The following is a 21,784-nucleotide window of genomic DNA, read 5'->3' as shown; positions in this document are numbered from 1 at the left end:
CAGGCAAATTACAGAAAGGAAGATGTCATGACAACGAAAGCGGGATATGTTACGATTCTGGGAGCACCAAATGCGGGTAAGAGTACCCTTATGAATGCTTTACTCGGTGAGAAAATCTCAATCACCACTTCAAAACCCCAGACAACACGCAAAAGAGTTCTTGGTATTCTTTCAGAGGAAAACTACCAAATCATTTTTCTTGATACTCCCGGTATTCTTGAGCCGAGGTATAAATTGCAGGAAAAAATGATGGATTATGTGAATATTTCCCTTCAGGATGCGGACATAATTGTATGGCTCCATGATGCTCAGGCCCCACCTCTCGAGGAGGAGGATTCTGCGATTGGTCAGATATTTAAACTCGTAAAAAAAGTGAATGTCCCCAAAATCGCATGCGTAAATAAAATAGACATCGATGAGAAAAAAACCATCGAAAGCATCGAATATTTCGAGGGGACAAAGAAATTCGACAAAGTGGTGCCGATTTCTGCCTTGGCAAGTGTCAATCTTCAGATGATCAAAGAGTTTTTTATTGAGCACCTTCCCGAGCATCCGAAATATTATCCCGAGGACGACCTCTCAGATGAAAACGAACGGTTTTTTGTTTCCGAGATTATAAGGGAAAACATCTTTGAATTGTATGAGAAGGAGATTCCCTACAGTTGTGAAGTGGTGATTGAGGAGTTCAAGGAACGGGAGGGACGAAAGGATTTTATCGCCGCAATGATTTATGTCGAGAGGGATTCTCAGGCAGGAATTATTATCGGGAAAAAAGGTTCGATGATCAAAAAACTTGGTGAAAAGTCGCGAGCCGGCATTGAATCATTCCTCGACAGGGAGGTGTATCTCGATATCCGTGTGAAAGTAAGATCAAACTGGCGGAGTGACGACAGATATCTGAAGTATTTCGGATACTCAACTGATGACGGGGATTGACCCGGCGGATGAACAGTTCAAGAATTCGAGAGTTTAAGGCAGAACTTATTCTTCTTCTGCTTACTGTGATATGGGGCGGGACATTTTCTCTTATTAAAAATGCACTCGATCATGTCTCACCGTTTGTATTTGTTTCGCTCCGATTTGGATTTGCGTCCCTTGTGTTTCTTCCTTTTGTTTATAAACACTTGAAGGGACTTGACAGGGGGAAACTTCTTGACGGTTTTTGGATTGGATTCTGGTTTTTTCTCGGGTTCATTCTTCAGACGGTGGGTCTGCAATATACAACGGCTTCAAAGTCGGCATTTATTACAGGCACATTTGTGATATTTACACCTCTTGCTCAAACAATAATCGAGAGGAGGCCGCCGTCACTCGTGAATTCCATCGGAATCGGGATTGTGGCAGTCGGGATCATCTTTCTCTCAAGCGGTGACGGTGATGTGATCAGTGTGTTGACTGAACTCGGCAGTACATTTAATTTTGGTGATTTCCTTACTCTTCTTTGTGCTATGTCATTCGGGATTTATATAGTGTATTTGGATGTTGTTACGAAGAGGAATAATTATCTCTACACAACCTTTTCACAACTTGCATTCACAGCAGTGGTTTCCATTCTGCTTATGCCTGTTTTCCATTTTACAGGGGTGGAGGTAATAAAATTTTCGTTGGATTCAGATGTAGTTCTGGCATTGATTTACACAACGCTATTTGCTACATTGTTTAACATTACGATGATGACAAAATATCAGAAGGAAGTGCCACCCGTGAAGGCAGCGATTATTTATGCGTTTGAGCCGATATTCGCTGCGGTCATCGCATTTTTGTTGCTCGGTGAGCAGTTCACGAAACTGGGCTTGATTGGAGCAGGAATAATCTTTTTTGGGCTTTTGTTTACAGAAGTTTTCAAGAAAGACGAGGTTGTGGATGGTTAGGGCGATCATGGTTGTGAAGGGATTTGTCCAGGGAGTCGGTTTTCGATATTTTATTCGCCGCGAAGCCGTGGATATTGGTGTGACCGGATTCGTGAGAAATCTGTGGTCTGGTGATGTCGAGATAGTGGCAGAGGGAGAGGAATGGCAGATTGAGGCACTGTATCAGAAAGCAAAAGAAGGTCCCTCAAGATCGAGTGTAAAATCTGTGACAGTCTTTAAAGAAAAAGCAATTAATGAATTTACTAAATTTGAGATTAGACATTGAAAATTAGAATTGGAAACGGATATGATGTCCATCAGCTTGTGGAGGGTAGGAAACTGACTCTCGGAGGAGTAGAAATACCTTCTGAAATTGGTCTGCTCGGACACTCTGATGCGGATGTGTTATTACACGCAATCATGGATGCCCTTTTGGGTGCGCTTGCACTTGGGGATATCGGGAAGCACTTCCCGGATACATGTATTGTGTTCAAAGATATCGATAGCAAACTTCTTTTGAAGCATTCGTACAGCCTGATTAAGGAGAGGGGTTACAGACTGGTTAATTGTGACTCTGTTGTTGTGCTTGAGAGACCAAAGATTGCGAAGTATATACCTGCCATGAAAGAGATGATATCGGATATCCTTGAATGTAGCCCGGATGACATCTCGATCAAAGCCACCACTTCAGAACAGATGGGTTTTGTCGGGAGGGGAGATGGTGCTGTGGCATATGCTGTCGTGTTGCTGGAGAAGACAGAGGCAGGTAATGAACCTGTTTAAACGGATCCCGCGAACTCCCGAAGAGAAGCAAAAACTCCGCTCCGAACGGTTTATGATCGTTCTATCGGGTGTTTTGATGGGGTTTGCCTATCCTCCGTTTCCATTTCCCATTACTGCATTCATTGCACTTGTTCCTCTTCTATATGTCGTGACAAGACGGGAGAAACTGATTGATTTAAACAGGGCGGCATATCTTTTTGGCTTTGTCACTGGACTGGTTTCCCTCTATTGGGTCGGGGCTTACACGGTAGGCAAAGATCCATTTCTGATGATCGGAGGGGGACTGATGCTTTTTGCCAATCCGATTTTCTTCATCATACCGACCTCTCTCTACTATGCCCTGTCACGGTCGAAATTTATCGGGAAGGAGAAGGCAATCTGGTTTCTTCCCCCGTTTTGGGCATTCTACGAATATTTTTACATGAATATCGACCTTAATTTTCCTTGGATTACCCTGTCGAATTCCATGGCAAATTTTCCGGTTTTCTACAAAATAAGTGATATCATCGGAGCCCTCGGGGTTACGATGCTACTTCTTTATATAAATATCTTCCTCTTCAGGATATGGGAAAAGTGGCGTACCGAAAAGAAAACCGACAGAATGGCGCTCAGGATTTTGAATGTCCTCATCCTCGTTCCCCTCTTTTACGGAATCATCACCCGTGATGATCAGCCGGCGCAGGAAACTCTTAGAACCGGACTTGTACAGCCAAATCTTGATCCCTACGAAAAGTGGGCAGGTGGCAATCTTGACGATATTCTGAATAAATATTTTACTCTTTCAGACAAGGCGGTTAAAGAGGGTGCTCAAATTATCATCTGGCCCGAAACGGCATTACCAGTCTATTTGATGAACGGACAATATGACGCCCAGGTGCAGAGAATTTACAGTTATGCCGACCGTAACAAAGTGTATATTCTCACCGGTATGCCACACATTAAAATGTTCCAACCCGGTGAGAAGCTCCCCCCTGATGTGAAATCTTACAAGGGGAGCGACATAAAATATGCGACTTATAATTCAGTTCTGCTGTTTGCCCCGGGTGACCGAACCGTCCAACAGTATGGAAAGGTAAAGCTCGTTCCTTTCGGGGAGCGAACCCCTTATATTGATCAGCTCCCGTTTTTGGGAAATGTTTTGCAATGGGGAGTTGGACTTAGCAGTTGGAATGTGGGTCAGGAATCGATGGTGTTTTCTGCTAATGTAAAGACATCGACCGGCAAGCGGGAGGTGAAATTTGGCGCTCTTGTTTGTTTTGAATCGGTTTTTCCTAATTTTGTGACCGAGTTTTCTCTGAAGGGGGCCGAATTCTTTGCGGTTGTCACAAATGACAGTTGGTACGGCAACACATCCGGTCCATATCAGCATAAAGAATTTTCAACTCTCCGTGCACTTGAAAATCACAGGGCATTCGTTCGGGCTGCAAACGGCGGCATTTCCTGTTTGATTGATCAGTCGGGCACTTCGCAAACTGCGACAAGAATGTATGAGACTGCTGTGATCACGGTAGATGTTCCGCTGTTAAAGAGAAGCACTTTGTTTATGAACAGTGCATTTGTTGTGCCGTATCTAACGATTTTATTGTCAGTAATTGCAGTCCTTCTTTGGATATATCAGGTAATTATTGAGAAAAAGAATAAAACAGAAAAACGAGGTTAGTATGAAAACCAGATTCGTGAAATTTTTTCTCCCGGTTCTAATGATTCTTACACTTTCGGGATGCAAGGATGTTCCTTCAAATTCACTCTACAAAGAAGAATATGAGAAAGTCCGGAATTCTGTGAAAGGTCTGCTAGGACAGGAATATGACGCGATCAACTTCCGTGAAATCAAGGAGGGGTACACAAACGACCAAAAAACAGAATTTGAAGTTGAATTCAAGTTTGACCTTAACAAACCGGTTCCGATAGTCGGGATACAAAAGGATATACCCGGTACTCTGAAATTTGAAAAGAAAGAGTCAAAGTGGGAGTGTACACTAAACACAGGCAACACTTCCGGATTTTTTAATCTGTTGAAATAGGGGAAGTCAAATGAGAAAGTTATTATTTCTCCTTATTATGGGGTCGGGTATCGCTTTTTCACAGGGGAGTATTTTTGATGAGATCACAGGAACGATAAATGACCTCACAAAAATTACTCTGAACATTGTGGATATCAGTGATTCCGAAGAAAATGATATTGGTGCCGGACTCGCTGCCGACATCGATAAAAACCTTACTGCCGGATCTACAAAGAGATGGGATGTCGACAAAGTATTCAAAAAAATCATGAAGTTTGTCGACAGAAAAGGGATAAATTACAATTACAAAATTGTGAATGACAAAGAAGTTAATGCCTTTGCTATTGCCGGTGGCAGAATCTACCTGAACACCGGAATTCTGAATTTCGTAAAGAGTGAGGATGAGCTTGCTTTTGTGATAGCCCATGAACTCGGACATATCGAGAAGAAACATTGCATCAATAAAATAAAACTGACCTATCTCGCCGGTAAGTTCGATGTAAATCTTGCAATGCTCGTGGATGCTATGAAATCGGTTTATGATGTTCCTTTCAGCAAATATGATGAATATGAAGCCGATGAATATGGAGTAACACTTCTCAAAAAAGCGGGTTACAAAAAGTTTGGAGCCATAGCATTCTTTAAACGACTCGCGGAGCACTTCAAGGAAACCGACAGAGACCCGGTGAACGATTTTGTCGCATCGCATCCATTGTCATTAGAAAGAGCAAAGCGAATAGAAAACATGCAATAAAAAGGGAGCAGCTATGAGCAGGAAAAAGATTTTCCTGATAACAGGTGGTGTGGTTTTATTATTAATTGCCGGTGGTGTCTTTGCATTGCTGACATTTGGCAAACCTGAGTATGCCGGTTTTCGTTCCTTCCGGGTGATTTCGATTGAGGACTCGACACTTAAGGCGGAAATAACAATTGGTATCAGAAACAAGGTGTTCTTCGATATCACTCTCGAAAAGCTGCGGGCTGACCTTGTTGATCTGTCGAAAAAAATCGGAAATATCATCGTGGATCAGAAGGTGGTGCTTCCGGGAGATTCGGTTGCAGATATGAGGGTAAATCTTACCCTGAATATCAACCAGGCATTAAAACTGTTTGACGGCACCGGTGACCCGGCCCGCCTGAGTGTGAGCGGTTATGCGGTAGCCGGACTCTCTTTCTTTTCCCTCCCTGTCGATTTTGACATTCCCGTCCCTCTAAACATCAAAGATTCCCTCTTCAAATCTACCGGTTCCCCCGTAAACGATTCCATTGTTTCGATTAAAAAAATAAGCGACATTTCCCTGGAAGGTGATTCAATTAAATTTGATTTAACCGTTCAGGTAAATAATCCCTACAATGTGGATTTTGAAATATCGGGAATCGACAGCGGAATGGTACTGCTCGGTAACAAGCCCGCCGGGAAAATTTCACTTGATGAATCACTGGTGGTCGGGAAACTGAAAAAAAATGCCACAGGAATTATCAACGCATCCTGCTATATCGGTGACCTGCTGTCATCGGGTCCATCAACCCTATTCGGGCTTTTTACTTCTGCAGGTAGAGTTGCGTACACCGTAAAAGGAAAATTAAAGATTAAAATATTTGATCAGGTAGCTACCATTCCCTTAAATTATAACGGGAAATTTGATCTTAAGGAGATTCTAAAACCATGAAACAATGTCCAAAATGTCGCGGCAACAACAACGATCAGGCAAAATTCTGTGCAGATTGCGGCGCTCCCATGCAGGCAGGAGGTTCAATGCCATCAAGCGGGTCAAAATTAATTACGATTGGCAGGAATCCTCAGAACACCCTTAAGCTGGAGGGATCGGGAATTTCAAATTTCCATTGTGAACTGGAGATCAACGGTGGAACCTGTACCATCAGGGATAAAAATTCGACAAACGGAATCTATATCAACGGAAAAAGAGTTAGTACGGCGACACTTCAAAAGGGGGATGTTGTAACACTTGGGAAATCACATATACTGGACTGGCAAAATTTCGTCAATTCGGGTGGTTATATTCCACCAGCAAAATCGGCCTTGGGTAACAGCGGTAAAAAGGAATATTTCATTGGTCGAAATCCCGACTGTGACAGAGTGATCGATAATATCAAGGTGAGCAGAAGGCATTGCCGGCTTTATCAGGAGGGTGATTCCTGGTTCGTTGAAGATCTTGGCAGCAGCAATGGCACATTTCTGAACGGTCAGAAAATCCAAAAATCTCCTGTCAACGCCTCAGATACACTTACAGTTGGCGGCATCCCTCTTTCGCTTGAGTCGATTGTTTCAGGTTCAAGAGTCTCGCTCGGCGAAACCGCCATTTCCGCACATCATCTTGTTTATTATGGTGGAGAAAGAAAACTCATCGATGACATCAGTTTAAACATCGCTCCTGGGCAGTTTGTCGGACTTATTGGGGATTCGGGTGCAGGTAAAACGACACTTATGTACCTTCTTTGCGGGATAAACCGGCCCTACAGTGGTGATGTGAAGATCAACGGTGAATCGATAATTGCCTACCCCGACCTTTTCAAAGGACAGTTTGGATATGTACCGCAGGATGACATACTTCACCGGGAGTTGAAGATTATCGAATCTCTTGAATATACAGGAAGACTGCGGTTGGGACACAAGCTCGACTCCGGCGACATTTCTGACAAGGCATACGATGTCCTTAAAAAACTTAATCTGAAAGGGAAAGAGGATGTTACAATCGGCTCACCCGAGAAAAAAGGGGCTAGCGGCGGGCAGAGAAAAAGAGTAAACCTCGGGCAGGAATTGATGACTGACCCCGGATTTCTCGTTTTGGATGAGCCTACGAGCGGTTTGGACCCTCTCTCTGACAGGGAGGTTATGCAGATTCTGAGAAAAAGTGCCGACAACGGGCAGACAGTACTCCTCACAACGCACAATATCTCTGTCACTAATTTTAAATTCCTTACCCATGTCATAGTGTTGGCTCAGGAGGGAAAACTTGCTTATTACGGTCCCGCCGACGAGGCATGCAGCTATTTTGGTGTGGATGATCCCGTTTACATCTTTGATGCCTTGAAGAAAAAAACTCCCGAAGAGTGGAAAGCCGCGTACAGAAAATCGAAATATTTCCAGAATTTTTCGAATAACGATGCATCTTCTAAATCATATTCGTCGATGAAATCCCCTTCGTTGAACACCGATTTCTTTAATCAGTTCACCACCCTTGTCTCAAGGTATTTTACAGTTACAATCCGGGATTATGAAAGACTGGGTCTAATGCTATTCATCGCGCCGGTGATCGCCTTGCTTATTAACATGCTTTTTTCAGGCGATGGCGCGGAAGTGAAGGCGATCTTTATTCTGGTTATATCAACAATCTGGCTCGGATGCTCCAATGCAGTTCGCGAGATTGTGAACGAGCGAAGTATATACAAGCGGGAACGGATGGTGAATCTTTCCATACCGGCATATCTGTCATCGAAGATGGCGGTACTGCTTTTGTTCTCACTTTATCAAATTTTTTGTCTGGTGGGAATCACCAGTATGAAATTTGATTATTCCAATCAGGTTGGTCTTTTTCTGATCCTTTTTTATACCTCAATAATTGCGACGATTCTTGGACTGCTTATCTCTGCCGTGTCCCGAACAGAAGCATTTGCTCTCACGGTACTTCCGCTTGTATTGATTCCAATGGTAATCTTTGCCGGGCTTGTTCAAGTTTACAAAGAAATGGCCGGCTGGATTCAGGGATTCTCAGGAATCTGGCTCAGCAGATGGGCATACGAATTATCCCTCTCCAATTCGTTCAGTGACGGTGTTGGTATAATTGGTTTCAACTCCGATGGTTCAGTTGTCGCTTACGGAATAATGACGACTATGTTGTTTCTGTTTCTGGGCGGACTGGTTTGGATGTTGAAAAGCCTCGACAAAAAGAAATGAAAAATCCCCGAAAGTAGAAGCTTTAGGGGATTTTGTAAAAATATAATGTGTGATTATCCTATCCTCTGATTATTGCCAGCAGTTCATCTGTTTTTTGTTTCATCAGGGGGATATCGCCGACTGTTTCCACATTTAGTCTGATGATCGGCTCGGTGTTTGACATTCTGAGGTTGAATCTCCATGAGCCATAGTCAACGCTTACTCCATCGGTATAATCGAAAATACCATCGCTGTACTTAGCCTTTATCTCTTCAAGCTTTCCGGCAGCATCAGCTATCTTGGAATTGATTTCACCTGAGCAGGGATATTTTTCGATCATTTCATTTACGAGTTGAGACAGCGATTTTCCCTCTTCCGACATCAACTGGATAACTAACAGGAACGGGATCAGCCCGGAATCGGAATAGGCGTTATCACGGAAGTAGTGGTGAGCCGACATTTCACCGCCGTAAATTGCGTTTACTTCTCTCATTTTCTCTTTGATGAAGGCGTGTCCGCTTTTTGACTGAACAGCTTCGCCACCGGCCTCTTTGCAGACTTCGACAGTATTCCACACAAGTCTTGGGTCATGGATAATCTTCTCACCGGGATTCATTTTCAATATCGATTTTGCGAGCATTCCGACGATGTAATATCCTTCAATAAATTCACCGGACTCATCGAAGAAGAAGCAACGGTCGTAGTCACCGTCCCATGCAACGCCGAGGTCAGCTTTGTTTGAAATGATTGCATCAATGGTTGGTTTGCGATTTTCTTCAATCATTGGGTTAGGAACACCATTTGGAAAATCAGGATTTGGGTCATTGAAGAGTTTTATCATTTCAATTGGGAGAATTTTCTCAAGCCTGTCCAGCATCGGTCCGACACAACCATTACCGGCATTAACCACAACTTTCATTTTTTTAACTTTATTCACATCAAAGAAACTGCCGAGATGTATGACAAATTCTTCAGCGATGTCCTTTTGGGAGTAATTGCCTTTTGTTGCAGGGAGAGGGTCGAAACCACCGTTCCCGATAATCTCCTCGATTGTGTTTAGACCGGAATCGTAGCTGATTGGGATTGATCTTTCACGGACAAATTTCATACCGTTATATTCAGGGGGATTGTGAGAAGCTGTAATCATAATACCGCCATCGGCATTCAGATACGATGTTCCGAAATACACCATTTCAGTGCCACACAAACCGATATCGATAACATTCACGCCTGAATCGAGAAACCCGTTTACTAATGCTGTGCTCAGTTCTTCAGACGATTTTCTTATATCCCGCCCGATCACAACCGACTTGCAGCCGGTAAATTTTTTATATCCTCTGGCAATATTGTATGCCAGTTCAACATTCAATTCAGAAGGAACCACTCCTCTGATATCATAAGCTTTAAAACATGCTATTTTCGACATTGAATCTCCGGGTATCTTGAAAATAATTAAAAAATTTAATCGTTTAAAATAATCATACTTGTTGAATTTATCTGCCCGTTGAGGTCTTCGAATCGGTAAATTAAATTCAGAGTTTTATTAAAAGTGGTTCATTTATTCTGAGATCAGAAATGAGACCAAAATTTGTCTCCTGCACCTCTAATTGAACAAATTAATACTTGCAAGCACAAAATCGATATACAGGTATAAATTTTTATATATTTTTATGTGAGGCAAATCAGTTAAGTTGAGACTTGAAAATAAATGGAGGAGCTATCGCGAAAAGAGCTACAAATGCTAAACATTTTGCTAAATGTAATAATGTGAAATGTGGAAGCTTCTTCGTACTGGAGCCGGGCTTACACGACGAAGAACTTGGTTATTTGTGTCCGGAGTGTTCGGGCAGATCTCAGAGGTATCATATAGTTCAATGCTCAAGCTGCAAAGCCGTTCTTAATTTCATTGGTGCATCGGAAAAGGAAGACAAGTTTGTGTTTACGGTAGAAAAATGCAGCCATTGTTACGGGACGGAAGAGGATGAATGTATGATCCATCCGGTTTACGCCACAGACCACTTTATCTAAATGTTTGAGGCTGTCGAGATATATTGGGATATCAGGCAGCCTCTTTTTTTAGCTTTTGCTATTCATCAACCACTACTTCCCGAACATACTTCCGCTAACACCACCGTCCACAAAGATTGTCTGTCCGGTGATATATGATGAAATATCCATCGACAGGAAGGCAACCAAAGATGCGACTTCATCAGCATTTCCGACCCTGTTCAGGGGAGTTCGTTCAATGATTTTTTTGTAATTCTCTTCATTCGCCAGGTAGCCTTCAGTTAGCGGGGTTTTAATAAACCAGGGGAGCACTGCATTCACTCTGATTTTGTGTTTTCCCCATTCAGAAGCAAGGGATTTGGTAAACTGATTTACAGCGGATTTTGAAGAAGCGTAAGGAAATCCTGTGGAATCATCGAAAACAGATGCAACCGAGGTGATGTTGATAATGGAAGCCGACTTCGAAAGTCTGAACAACGGGAAAAGACCTCTGCAGAAATCGACGCAACTGAAATAATTGAGTTCAAAAAGATATTTAATTTCTTCGTCGGAATACTCATGAACTTTTTTCCGGATGTTGGAACCCGCATTATTAACCAGGATGTCCAATGAATCCAGTTTTTTCCCGAGGTATTTAATTACCTTCGTTCTGTCTTCCTTGATGGAAATATCGCAGACCATTGTCTCAAGTTTGTCTGTTTTTAGTTCTTCTTTGAGAGCATTCAGATCTTCATCATTACGGGCGACTGTGAAAACATTTGCACCCAGAGTAAGGAACTCCTCGACGACTGCAAGCCCGATTCCCTTGCTGCCACCGGTAATAAACGCGTTTTTGCCTTTAAGGCTCCATTTTTTCATAGTTTTTGCCATAAAATTTAATTAGTTTTGGTATAAAATATTAATTTTAAATGGTATTTACCAATTTTGGTAAATAAAACATACGGAATGAGATGAAAAAATTAGCTTTATTTATTTTGGTTTTGGTTTTGTCAGTAAATGCGCAGCAATCAGAAAGACCAAAACTTGTAGTCGGGATAGTGATCGACCAGATGAGGTACGATTATTTATACCGGTTCTGGGATCTGTTTGGCGAGGGAGGATTCAAAGAACTCGTTAAAAACGGATACAGTTGCACAAATACACATTACAATTATATGCCGACCTACACCGGACCGGGTCATGCGTCAATTTTTACAGGCACTACGCCATGGATGCACGGAATAATAGGCAATTACTGGTATGAGAGGGAGACGGGGAAGTCGGTCTATTGTGCAGAAGATAACAATGAGACTGCAGTTGGTGGTACGCCTGAACAGGGAAAATATTCACCCAGGCGACTTCTTGTGAATACAATAGCTGATGAAATGAGGATTTCGAATTCGTTCAAATCAAAGACAATTGGAATAGCGATCAAAGAGCGTAGTTCCATCCTTCCTGCCGGGCAGTCAGCCAATGCAGCTTACTGGTTTGATGAGATACTTGGTAACTGGATAACCAGTACATATTATTTGAAAGAGGTGCCGAAGTGGGTAGCTGATTTCAATGCAAAGAGACGACCCGAAACACTTTTGAAAAGCAAATGGGAGACGACTTACCCGCTCTCGAGGTACACAATGTGTTCTGAAGATGACACCCCGTTTGAAGGTTTGTTTCCGGGAGAGGAAAAACCTGTATTTCCTCATGATATTCCGGCAATAACGATAAAACTCGGAAATTTCAGCGCAGCAGAGGGGACTCCCCACGGAAGCACCCTCACAAAGGAGTTTGCAATTGAGGCAATAAAAGGTGAAAAACTGGGATCGGGTGAGTACACTGACATCCTTACACTTAGTTTTTCTTCACCCGATTACATCGGACACCGTTACGGTCCCCAGGCGATTGAGACTGCTGACTGTTATGTGAAACTTGATAAAGAGATTAAGGAGTTTTTGGAATTCCTGAAAAAACAGTTCCCGAAAGGGGATTATCTGGTTTTTCTGACTGCGGACCATGGAGGAGCTGAAGTACCGGGTTATGTCAGACAGAATCACATTGACTGCGGATTGATCGACCTTTCTGCGTACCAAAAAGCTGCTGAAAAAGTACTTGCTTCAAGGTTTAATCCCGATCCCGAGACAAAATTTATTCTGGATATTAAAAATTTCCAGGTTTACTTTGATTACAAAGTTGTTACAAAATACAAAACGACTGTTGAAGAGTTGACAAAAATCATCACTCCCGAGCTTATGAAATTCCCCGAGATAAGGGATGTTTTTCCGGTGACAGGGTTGGAAAATGGCACAAATTCAAACGATCCACTCAGAAAGAGAATGTTTTTCGGGTATAACAAAAAAAGAGGCGGTGATGCCTGGATTGTCTTCAACCCCGGATGGGTTCACCACGACAACAAGGGAACATCGCACGGAGCGCCCTATGAATATGACAACCATGTTCCACTCATTTTTTACGGAATGAATGTTAACAAAGGGGAACACAGAGGATATGTCGAGATCACCGATGTGGCTCCGACAGTTACAAACTTCCTTAGAATAATGGCCCCCAACGGCAGTTTTGGAAATGTGATTGAAGGAGTCTTTAAAAAGTAACCCAAATTGCAATTATTAAAGTAATTTTGAAACCTGAATGCCAAAGATTTTGCATTCAGGTTTTCTTTTATTTAACCCTTTAATTTTTTTGATGCCGCTAAACTCAACACTTAAAAAGACAGCCTTTTTCTCTCTTCTGATGTTTGCAGGAACGCTGACGAATGCCCTCTTCTTCAATCAGTTGGGATACTACATTGCATTGGTTCTCCTTTCAGTGGCATATTTTAGGGGAGAAAAAATACTTTTTAAGCGAACAGGTCTTGAACCCTGGCTTCTTTTGTTTGTTGCTGCTGAAATAATGTCTCTCATCTTTACTGAGAATAAGGCGCAGGCTCTGGAGTTTGGATTTAAGAGAGTGATTCTTTTACCCATAATCTACACCATTGCCTCGGGGATCAGCGATCTCAGGCAATTGAGGATATTTTTCTATACCTATCTTGTTTTTGCCTTGGGGTCCGATTTATTGTATATCGGATTTTCGATCGAGTATTTTATCAGGGATCTATATAAATATACCTCTGAGGGGCCCAGTGTACTTTTGCACCCGATCACCACGGGTGAGCTGACCTCATTCACCGCGCTCTTTTTGTTTTCATTGTTTTTAAATGAAAAAAGATTAAAATGGAAAGCCGGCTGGCTGATTCTTTCCCTGATCTCATTTGCTTCACTTCTTGCCACTTTTAAGAGAACGGCGTGGATCGGTCTGGGCCTCGGATTACTGGTTATGCTGATTCTCAACCGTAACTACATCATAATTGCCCTGAGTCTCGCAGTCTTTATTGTTATGATATATTTCGCCAAAAATGAATCGAAAGTCTATATTTTTGATCTTGAAGGGAAGAAAATAACGGAATTTAGCACAACAGGGTTTGCCTACAAAGTACAGCCAATCGGGGATGAACTTGTTGTATCGGATCATGTTGACGGGTTAAAAATCTACAAAAAGGATTCTCTCGTTTCGCATCTTGAGACACCCGGTCCTGTTTATGAGATTGTGAAATGGGGGGATGATTATGCCGCATTTTTGAGTGATTATCGCATCCTTTTGCTGGGTAAAAAGGATTCCGGTTTCGTAATAAAAAAGGAGTTCATTTCTCCCGGTTATCTCGGCAGATTGGCAGTGAATAAAGGGATGCTCTATACAGTCGACAGCGACAGTGGGATTTCGGTTTTCAGGTCTACCGCGGATATCGGCAAACCTCTGCGGTTTCCACAGTTCGCAAGAGGGATTAGCATGGTAACGGATACAAATTATATCAACATCATCTATTCCGATTATATCCACACTACCATTAGATTGGACAGCAACGGTATGCCTGTTGATACTGTAGCATACGATAAAAAAATTCCGTCGGGCACAAATTTCCTCGGTTTTATAAAGGGGAAACCACTTTATTATTTTAATAAAGGGTTTTATTGGGGTGATCCGCAGACAGGGAAGTTTAAATATCTGCCGCCGAACACTGATTGTCGAGGAATAGCCTACTCGACTGTTGCTTCAGGCACTGATTCAATTTATCTGGTTGGGAACGACAGGAATTTGTATAATCTATCTGTCTCAGGCGACACATCAGTCTATCTTCGTAAAATTTCAGCGGCAGGATTTTATCCCTTCTCACTGACCGCTTCCGAAAAATATATCTGCATGACCGATATCAAAAAGAGCAGAATTTTAAGCTTCTTTGATTTGACGGGTGAATCAAACAGGAACCGGCTTTCGATGTGGAGAATCGGCTGGGAGATTTTCCTCGATCACCCTTTCTTTGGTGTAGGAGATATCGACCTCGCCAAAATTTTCAAACAATATAACAGACCGCACGAAAAAGAGATAAAGGGACACCTTCACAACAACTTTTTCCATATTCTGGCAACGCTGGGCGGATTTGGAATAATTTCCATTTTAATTTTGTTCTATATGATTATAAGGACGGGTTTCCGGGTTTTCCATATGACCTCTTCAAAAACATTTGAGAGGGCTGTAGTGATGGGAAGTCTTGCGTGTATCGCCGCATTCATTGGGGCAGGTTTAACCGAGTTCAACTTTGGTGACCATGAGATTATTACCATGATGTGGTTTTCGACGGGACTTGTGTTTACCGTAAAACAGATTTTAATAAAAAATGATGAACAAAAGTAGAAACAGATGATCAGAACCGGATTTTATATTTTTTTATTCCTTGGATTGGTATCGTATATTTTTCCTCAGTCGGTTTCGATTAAAGGAACAATAGTTGACGCAAAGACCGGTGATCCGCTCTCTTTCGCAACGATCAGAGTATTGGGATCAAAGGAGGGTGCAACCTCTAACAAAGATGGAATCTATGAACTCCTTATAAAAAGAGGGAAGTATAAAATTGCCGCTTCATTTGTCGGTTACCTGACCCAAACGATAGAAGTGGAGGCTACTGGTAATCTTTCGAATGTCAATTTTGCTTTGGAGAGTTCGCTTGTTGAGCTAAAGGAAATAACCGTTTTTCCGGGCGAGAATCCTGCGTTCGGTATAATAAGGCAGGCAATAGACAGGAAGAACAAGCGAAAAGAATTTTTAAAGAGCTATAAATTCTCAGCGTATACGAAAGTTTCGGTAAAAACAACCGAGGACATAAATGTATCGGGCAATCGTGCGGGCACCGCATTGTCTCTCGGAACCGCCTCCGACACTTCTGCATTAAAGATCAGTGGCATAATCGAAAATGTTTCCGAATCCTATTTTAAGGCGCCTTCAAGTTACAAGGAGATAATTCTCGGGAGAAGGCAGTCAGCCAATATCCCTCCTTTTGCAAACATACTGACTGGTGGCAGATTTATTGCCAACTTCTATGAGGATCAGATTATCTTTTTTGGCAACAATAATTTTATAGGTCCCATTGCCGACAACGCCACAAAACACTACTATTATTACATAAAAGACACACTCTCCATCGACCATAAAAATGTCTTTAAGATACATATCGAACCCGACGATCCCGCAGATCCCGGGTTTATCGGGAATCTCTACATTCTGGACAAGTCATTCGACCTGATAAAAGTGGAGTTGACAGCAAACAGGACGGGGACTGTCGCAAATTTTTTTGATACACTTAACTTTTATCAACAGTATTTTGAATATGGTTCAGAGCAGATTTTTATGCCGTCCGATTACAGGATCAACGCAAAAGTAAATTATCTTGGTCTCCTGAAAGCCGGATTTGATCTGAATACTTCACTTACCAATTATGAAATTAATTTGCCCCTGAGTGATGAGCTGTTTGATAAAGCTCTAATTACTGTCGTTCCTGATGCCGACAAAAAAGATTCCTCATTCTGGAGTGTCTACCAAGGGATTCCGAACACTCAGGAGGAAATAAGTGCCTATCGGAGAATAGATTCGTTGCAGAACCAGCCTACAGGTTTTTGGGATAACTTCTCGCTCCTGTCGGAAAAATTTCAGTTGAATGATAATTTCTCTGTTAGTGCCCCGCTCGCGATGTATCATTTTAATCCGGTGGAGGGACATACGGTAGATTTCAGAGCAACGGCTGCAAATTTGTACGACAGCAGACTTACGGCTGAACTTAATCTGGCGTATGGAATAAATGATGAAAAATTCAAACAGAGATTGAATGTCACATGGCTCCTCGGTGATTACAGAACTCATCGATTTAACTTTGACGCATTTAACAAAGTGAACACTCTTTTCAGGAGTAACAACGACTATGGAAAAATTTTCACTTCCCTGAGTACACTTCTCTCCAAGTACGATTTTAACGATTATTACTATTCAAAAGGATTCGAATTTGACTACTCGGGTGAAGTGCTGCCCGAATTAAATGTTGAGGTCGGATTCCTGAACAGAACCGATAATTCCGGTATCGTCAACTCAAATGCGTCAATCTTCAATGGTGATAAACTCTACAGGCCTAATTTGCCTGTAACAGAGATGAGGTTGAATGAACTTTCTGCCGGAATAAGATTTGATTCCAGAAGATATATCGAAGATGGCATGTACAGAAGGCGGCTTTGGGGAAATTTCCATATCACAGGGGGAGTCGGGATAAAATATGCTCCGGGCGACCTTTCATCAGGTGTGGAATATAAAAATTACTCGGTCTGGGGCAGGATGTTTTTGCGGACATCACTTAACACTACCATGACCCTCCGGGCATCTGCTTTTACAACAGATGGTGGAATTCCCGTTCAGATGTTAAACTCGCTTCCAGGAAACATAAACGCAACGGCACAGAATCAGACATTCCGGACTCTTGACCTCGGTGAGTACATCGGAGACAGAGGCTGGATGGTTTTTATCGATCAAAATCTGTCGGATTTGCCGCTCAGATTGATCGGAATATCATTCTTGAAGAAGCTTAATCTGCAGTTTACGGCATTTTTGAATGCGGGCATGATCGAGTATAACAGTCAGTCGGCTGCTCTTATGCCGGGAGACTTTAAAAGACTCACCTCACCATTGTATGAGGTTGGATTTGGAATTTTTCATCAACTCTTTCCCGTCAGGTTCGATTTTGGTTTCAGGCTGAATCACACCGAAGAACGGTCGTTCAGGGTTGGTATCAACTCAGTAATTATTTTATAGGATACAACATGTCAACAATCGAAATTAAAACAAAAGCAGGTAGTTTTTTCCCGGGCAAAGTTCTTTGTGTTGGAAGAAATTATGAAGAACACGCAAAAGAGCTGGGAAATGAAGTCCCTGATTTCCCCCTCTTTTTCATGAAGCCTTCATCGAACCTCGCATGGTCGGGTGCGGAAATCGAAGTTCCGCCCTACTCTGATGATATGAATTATGAGACTGAACTGGTGCTCCTTATTGGAAAGGATATCAAAAATGTTTCCCCGGCAGAGGCGGAAGAGGCTATTATTGGGTATGCGACAGGACTCGATATGACTCTCCGTGATCAGCAGAATATTTTAAAGGGGAAGGGGCATCCATGGGAGAAAGCCAAATGTTTCGATAATGCGGCGATAGTGTCTGAGTTTATTCTTAAGGAAGATCTTGATTTATCGTTGGATGCAAAAATAGTGCTCCATGTGAACGGTGAATTAAGACAGAACGCACCATTAAATCTGATGATTTTCAAACCTGCAGAGATTGTCTCTGAGATCTCCAAAATGATGACCATCGAGAAAGGTGATCTTGTGTTTACCGGAACTCCTGCAGGTGTCGGCAGGGTAACATCCGGCGCAGTACTTGAAGGTTATGTGGAAGGTGTTCCCAGAGTCAAGGCTACTGTAAAATAATCAGCCTGTCAGTTTTTTCAGCGCCTGTTTCACGACTTCTTCGACTGTTGCAGCCGGGTTTTCATCGCAGAGCGCTCCGACTACCTTTTCGGCAGTTTTTTGATTGAAACCCAAAGTTATTAATGCGGTGAGGGCTTCGGCTCTCGCCCCTCTTTGTGAGAACATTGTTGTGGATGAGGACTGGATCGAGGACACTTTTCCTTTCAATTCCAGGACGAGTCTGTCTGCCGTCTTCTTACCGATTCCGGGAGCTGCGTGAATTCTGTGGGTGTCTCCTGTTTCGATAGCAAAACGGAGTTCATCGACTCTTATACCTGAAAGAAGTGCAAGTGCTGTTTTGGGCCCAACACCCGAGACGGATATCAGCAGCCGAAACATCTCTCTTTCATCCTCTGAAATAAAACCGAAGAGAGTAATTGCATCCTGACTTACATTCGTATGTATGAAGAGGGAAGCTTCGGCAGAGTCACCAATTCTCTCGAAAGTCATGAGAGAAATTGCAACTTCATAACCGACTCCGTTCACATCAATTAGAAGCTGGGTCGGTTTTTTAATCAGTAATTTTCCGCTCAGGTATCCTATCATTATAAAACTTTATCCGGATTGTTTTTAATAAAATCTGACCACGATTTGGGTTTGGTCGCCTGTCCGCTCTCTTGAAAAGAAGCACAAAGGGCGATGGCAAGAGCATCGGATGCATCAAGAGGGATATCCACCGTTCCAAGGTTTAAGAGAGTTTTAATCATAAATCCCACCTGCTCCTTTGAAGCCGAACCTTTTCCTGTTACCGATTTCTTCACTTCTTTGGGGGAAAATTCCGAAATCTTCAGACCGGCACGAACTGCGGCGATAATTGCTGTTCCTCGCGCGTATCCAAGTTTTAGCGCCGATTGAATATTTTTCCCGTAGAATGCTGTTTCCACGGCACACTCTGCGGGGCGGTATTGCCTGATAAGATTATCAATCTCATTGTAAATATATGCAAGTTTATCGGGCATTTTTAGTGTTGACGGAACATTGATGATGCCGTAGCCGAGACACTCTCTCCGGTTTTCATCCTTTGATATTATGCCGTACCCGCACTTCACTGTGCCGGGATCAATTCCGAGGATTATCAAGAATTTAAGCTCACTTTTTAGAGTCCATCCAAATTTATTCAGTCAGCAGATTTTGCTTTTAGTTTGTTGCAAATTGTGGTGTCATTATTTTCACGCATCAACCATTCAAATTTAACCATAACAGCAATATTTAGATGCACCAAATTGATCACCGCAAAAGGATCATCTTTTTAGTGTTGGTGAAACTGCCTGCAGTTATTCTGTAAAAATATGTTCCAGAGGGTAAATTCCGGGCATTGAAGCCGATAGAATATTTCCCGGGATTCAGCTGTTTATTCACAAGAGTTTTAACCAGTTCGCCCGAAGTATTAAAGATTTCCAGCCTGACAGGAGAGGATTCTTTGAGCGTGAATGCAATAACTGTTTCAGGATTAAAGGGATTTGGGTAGTTCTGTTTCAGCGAGTATTCTGTCGGCAGGGGTTCATCTTTGGCAGATTGTGGCTGTTCCCATCTTACAATTAAAGAGGCTCTTGGTCTTAAGGGGTCATTGGAATGGACAAAGATTGTATCCGTAAAGACGGGTGGAGTCATGAATACCGGAATCAACAGTTCAACATAAATTACTGCCGAATCACCCGGAGGAACGACCGCACTCAAGGGTTCAAAATTTTTAAAAAAATCAAACCAGCCGGTTGCTGTTAAGGTATCAACACTCAAGGTGTCAAATCCTGTATTTCTTACATAAAATGAATCTCTGGTATGCCAGCCTGAGGAATAGACCAAAAAGAGGGAGTCTTTTGATAGTGAAATTTGTGGTGGTGCTGAACCGTATCCTTTCAGGACAACCTTGATCACCGAGTCGCGGGGATCATTGGACCTGATAAAAAGTGTGTCAAGTTTTGGTCCGGGTGTACGAGGGATGAAAGCGAAGGTTGCGATATCAGAGTCACCGGGAGCAATGTTTTCGGGATAATCGAGTCTTATTGCAAACTCATTGCTGTTCCAGCGGAAGCTGTTTATCGCGAGTGTTGTATCTCCCGTGTTTCGAATTATTAATTCCCGTTCACTGTTTTGCAGGACGGGGGTGGTTCCGAAATTTATTACAGAATCTCTTACTAAAATGTGCGGTTCCTTAAAGAGTTTTCCTCTTTTCATCAGAATATCGCAAAATACGACAGAATTTCGAACCCCGGCAGGTGAAAATGTGACGGCGATTTCTCCATTTCCCTTGGCAACGACCGCACTTGTATTTCTGGTAACATACTCCGGAGTCAAATCATAAATCCGAAGCGTATCAGAAAAAGTGCCGTTTTTGAGATATTTGAGGAAAAAGCCTTTCCCTGAAGCTGACTGTGATGACTGATATACAAAGAACAGGGTGCCCTCATCATCGATGGCAAAATTTGCATATCCTGAAGGAAGTTGCCCTGCGGGTGTAAAACTGACAGGAGTTGAAAAAGCACCTGCCACATTGTTAATATATTGGAGAGCCCTTTGTGACTCATTTCTGAAAATGATATGGACTTTGTTGTTTTTGTCGATCACTAACTTCGGATTTGCGATGCTCACACTCACTCCGGTCGAATACTCGGTAAGTGTCCCGCTTATATCATTAAAGTATCTCAATATCCCGGTACTTACATTACCTCCCTTAAATACGAGATGCATTTTCCCGTTTCGATCGAAAAGGATTTGTCCATCGAGGTCACCTGAGGTTTCACCATCAGCAAGATAAATATCAGTGGATGAAGAAGAGTCTGCGGGGTTGAACCACTTGTAATAGACTTTGTCAGGATTTGAGGTGAAGGTATAGTATAAGAAATGAACTTTACCATCCGGACCGACACATGATGCAGGAGTGGCTTTATTATCACCGCCAATTGTGATAAACCTTGGCGGGAAAAATGTTCCGTTTCTATTGTTTGAATAGAGAACCTGATAATTCGATGAGGCATCCCTCCCGATCATTCCAATATGCACTTTACCATCCGCATCGAGAGAAACAGTCGGGTAATTTTCATCAACATTATTATTTGTTATCTGCTCCCTGCTGAACTGCCCGTTGGCTCTTTCCTCGAGGAAGTAAATTTCCCGCGTGTTACTTTGTGTTCCGGACTGACCAGAGTAAACCAGTCTGATTTTCCCTTCGGAATCAAGAATCATGGTCTGTCGGTTGTTAAATTTATCGTCAGCCACCAGAGTATCTATGGGGAAAGGCAATGATTGTGAAAAAAATTTTACAGTCATGAGAAAAAATGTAACAAATGTTTTCATTTTATCATCTTTATTTAATAATTTTAAAGGTCGAAAAAATAACTTAACTATTCCCTCTCTAAATGTCAAGTAATTAATAAAAAAAGCGTC

18 protein-coding genes are annotated in these 21,784 nt (G+C 42.3%); 13 read left to right on the top strand and 5 right to left on the bottom strand.

The genetic code is table 11. The annotated features are described in order from the left end of the window. Window positions 1–27: 27 nt before the first annotated feature. The 9 genes from era to J0L60_12025 are packed head-to-tail and all read left to right on the top strand — an operon-like array spanning window position 28 to window position 8,552. Window positions 28–936: a GTPase Era gene (gene era / locus J0L60_12065; GenBank protein ID MBN8546856.1), complete on the top strand. Its 909-nt coding sequence runs from the start codon at window positions 28–30 to the stop codon at window positions 934–936. Window positions 937–944: 8 nt separating this feature from the next. Then, a complete protein-coding gene (locus tag J0L60_12060; GenBank protein ID MBN8546855.1) occupies window positions 945–1,871 on the top strand; it encodes a DMT family transporter in 927 nt (308 codons plus the stop codon). Then, window positions 1,864–2,136 (top strand): acylphosphatase, encoded by a 273-nt coding sequence (locus J0L60_12055; GenBank protein ID MBN8546854.1) that lies wholly within the window; start codon window positions 1,864–1,866, stop codon window positions 2,134–2,136. The genes J0L60_12060 and J0L60_12055 overlap by 8 nt, the downstream gene beginning before the upstream one ends. A gap of 2 nt (window positions 2,137–2,138) precedes the next feature. Beyond that, window positions 2,139–2,633 (top strand): 2-C-methyl-D-erythritol 2,4-cyclodiphosphate synthase, encoded by a 495-nt coding sequence (locus tag J0L60_12050; protein ID MBN8546853.1) that lies wholly within the window; start codon window positions 2,139–2,141, stop codon window positions 2,631–2,633. After that, window positions 2,620–4,293: an apolipoprotein N-acyltransferase gene (gene lnt, locus J0L60_12045; GenBank protein ID MBN8546852.1), complete on the top strand. Its 1,674-nt coding sequence runs from the start codon at window positions 2,620–2,622 to the stop codon at window positions 4,291–4,293. Before J0L60_12050 ends, lnt begins: the two co-directional genes overlap by 14 nt. 1 nt (window position 4,294) lies before the next feature. After that, window positions 4,295–4,657: a hypothetical protein gene (locus tag J0L60_12040; GenBank protein MBN8546851.1), complete on the top strand. Its 363-nt coding sequence runs from the start codon at window positions 4,295–4,297 to the stop codon at window positions 4,655–4,657. Between the two features lie 10 nt (window positions 4,658–4,667). Further along, entirely contained in the window at window positions 4,668–5,390 is a 723-nt protein-coding gene (locus J0L60_12035) for a M48 family metallopeptidase (GenBank protein ID MBN8546850.1), read from the top strand. A 13-nt stretch (window positions 5,391–5,403) separates the two neighbouring features. Continuing rightward, the gene (locus J0L60_12030) at window positions 5,404–6,306 is read left to right on the top strand and encodes a hypothetical protein (GenBank protein ID MBN8546849.1); all 903 of its coding nucleotides are present in this window, start codon (window positions 5,404–5,406) and stop codon (window positions 6,304–6,306) included. Further along, window positions 6,303–8,552 (top strand): FHA domain-containing protein, encoded by a 2,250-nt coding sequence (locus J0L60_12025; GenBank protein MBN8546848.1) that lies wholly within the window; start codon window positions 6,303–6,305, stop codon window positions 8,550–8,552. The genes J0L60_12030 and J0L60_12025 overlap by 4 nt, the downstream gene beginning before the upstream one ends. A gap of 58 nt (window positions 8,553–8,610) precedes the next feature. On the opposite strand, the gene J0L60_12020 is transcribed toward J0L60_12025, so the two are convergent. Then, entirely contained in the window at window positions 8,611–9,957 is a 1,347-nt protein-coding gene (locus tag J0L60_12020) for a phosphomannomutase (protein ID MBN8546847.1), read from the bottom strand. 674 nt (window positions 9,958–10,631) lie between these two features. Then, window positions 10,632–11,396, bottom strand: coding sequence for an SDR family oxidoreductase (locus J0L60_12015; GenBank protein MBN8546846.1), 765 nt, complete (start codon window positions 11,394–11,396; stop codon window positions 10,632–10,634). A gap of 92 nt (window positions 11,397–11,488) precedes the next feature. Here J0L60_12015 and J0L60_12010 point away from each other — a divergent pair, with 92 nt between their 5' ends. From J0L60_12010 to J0L60_11995, 4 genes are all read left to right on the top strand, one after another. Beyond that, window positions 11,489–13,123: an alkaline phosphatase family protein gene (locus tag J0L60_12010; protein ID MBN8546845.1), complete on the top strand. Its 1,635-nt coding sequence runs from the start codon at window positions 11,489–11,491 to the stop codon at window positions 13,121–13,123. A 91-nt stretch (window positions 13,124–13,214) separates the two neighbouring features. Beyond that, entirely contained in the window at window positions 13,215–15,260 is a 2,046-nt protein-coding gene (locus J0L60_12005; GenBank protein MBN8546844.1) for an O-antigen ligase family protein, read from the top strand. 6 nt (window positions 15,261–15,266) lie between these two features. Beyond that, window positions 15,267–17,696, top strand: coding sequence for a carboxypeptidase-like regulatory domain-containing protein (locus J0L60_12000; protein MBN8546843.1), 2,430 nt, complete (start codon window positions 15,267–15,269; stop codon window positions 17,694–17,696). An 8-nt stretch (window positions 17,697–17,704) separates the two neighbouring features. Continuing rightward, complete coding sequence (locus tag J0L60_11995) at window positions 17,705–18,361, top strand: fumarylacetoacetate hydrolase family protein (protein ID MBN8546842.1); 657 nt, start codon at window positions 17,705–17,707, stop codon at window positions 18,359–18,361. On the opposite strand, the gene ruvA is transcribed toward J0L60_11995, so the two are convergent. From ruvA to J0L60_11980, 3 genes are all read right to left on the bottom strand, one after another. Continuing rightward, window positions 18,362–18,946, bottom strand: a complete 585-nt coding sequence (ruvA, locus tag J0L60_11990) for a Holliday junction branch migration protein RuvA (protein ID MBN8546841.1) — start codon at window positions 18,944–18,946, stop codon at window positions 18,362–18,364. Then, entirely contained in the window at window positions 18,946–19,479 is a 534-nt protein-coding gene (gene ruvC / locus J0L60_11985) for a crossover junction endodeoxyribonuclease RuvC (protein MBN8546840.1), read from the bottom strand. The genes ruvA and ruvC overlap by 1 nt, the downstream gene beginning before the upstream one ends. A 148-nt stretch (window positions 19,480–19,627) precedes the next feature. Further along, on the bottom strand, window positions 19,628–21,694 hold the full coding sequence (locus J0L60_11980) for a T9SS type A sorting domain-containing protein (protein MBN8546839.1): 2,067 nt from the start codon (window positions 21,692–21,694) through the stop codon (window positions 19,628–19,630). Window positions 21,695–21,784 lie beyond the last annotated feature (90 nt).

Source organism: Ignavibacteria bacterium (assembly GCA_017302895.1).
Taxonomy (GTDB): domain Bacteria; phylum Bacteroidota; class Ignavibacteria; order Ignavibacteriales; family Ignavibacteriaceae; genus UTCHB3.
This window is presented reverse-complemented; position numbering and strand designations above follow the sequence as displayed.

Bases quoted from the DNA above. Each gene is read 5' to 3' on its own strand.
- J0L60_12015 (MBN8546846.1), bottom strand. From the start codon at position 11,396: ATGAAAAAATGGAGCCTTAAAGGCAAAAACGCGTTTATTACCGGTGGC.
- J0L60_12005 (MBN8546844.1), top strand. From the start codon at position 13,215: ATGCCGCTAAACTCAACACTTAAAAAGACAGCCTTTTTCTCTCTTCTG.
- J0L60_12000 (MBN8546843.1), top strand. From the start codon at position 15,267: ATGATCAGAACCGGATTTTATATTTTTTTATTCCTTGGATTGGTATCG.
- ruvA (MBN8546841.1), bottom strand. From the start codon at position 18,946: ATGATAGGATACCTGAGCGGAAAATTACTGATTAAAAAACCGACCCAG.
- J0L60_12060 (MBN8546855.1), top strand. From the start codon at position 945: ATGAACAGTTCAAGAATTCGAGAGTTTAAGGCAGAACTTATTCTTCTT.
- J0L60_11995 (MBN8546842.1), top strand. From the start codon at position 17,705: ATGTCAACAATCGAAATTAAAACAAAAGCAGGTAGTTTTTTCCCGGGC.
- lnt (MBN8546852.1), top strand. From the start codon at position 2,620: ATGAACCTGTTTAAACGGATCCCGCGAACTCCCGAAGAGAAGCAAAAA.
- J0L60_12025 (MBN8546848.1), top strand. From the start codon at position 6,303: ATGAAACAATGTCCAAAATGTCGCGGCAACAACAACGATCAGGCAAAA.
- J0L60_12010 (MBN8546845.1), top strand. From the start codon at position 11,489: ATGAAAAAATTAGCTTTATTTATTTTGGTTTTGGTTTTGTCAGTAAAT.
- J0L60_12030 (MBN8546849.1), top strand. From the start codon at position 5,404: ATGAGCAGGAAAAAGATTTTCCTGATAACAGGTGGTGTGGTTTTATTA.
- J0L60_12040 (MBN8546851.1), top strand. From the start codon at position 4,295: ATGAAAACCAGATTCGTGAAATTTTTTCTCCCGGTTCTAATGATTCTT.
- era (MBN8546856.1), top strand. From the start codon at position 28: ATGACAACGAAAGCGGGATATGTTACGATTCTGGGAGCACCAAATGCG.
- J0L60_12035 (MBN8546850.1), top strand. From the start codon at position 4,668: ATGAGAAAGTTATTATTTCTCCTTATTATGGGGTCGGGTATCGCTTTT.
- J0L60_12055 (MBN8546854.1), top strand. From the start codon at position 1,864: ATGGTTAGGGCGATCATGGTTGTGAAGGGATTTGTCCAGGGAGTCGGT.
- J0L60_11980 (MBN8546839.1), bottom strand. From the start codon at position 21,694: ATGAAAACATTTGTTACATTTTTTCTCATGACTGTAAAATTTTTTTCA.
- J0L60_12020 (MBN8546847.1), bottom strand. From the start codon at position 9,957: ATGTCGAAAATAGCATGTTTTAAAGCTTATGATATCAGAGGAGTGGTT.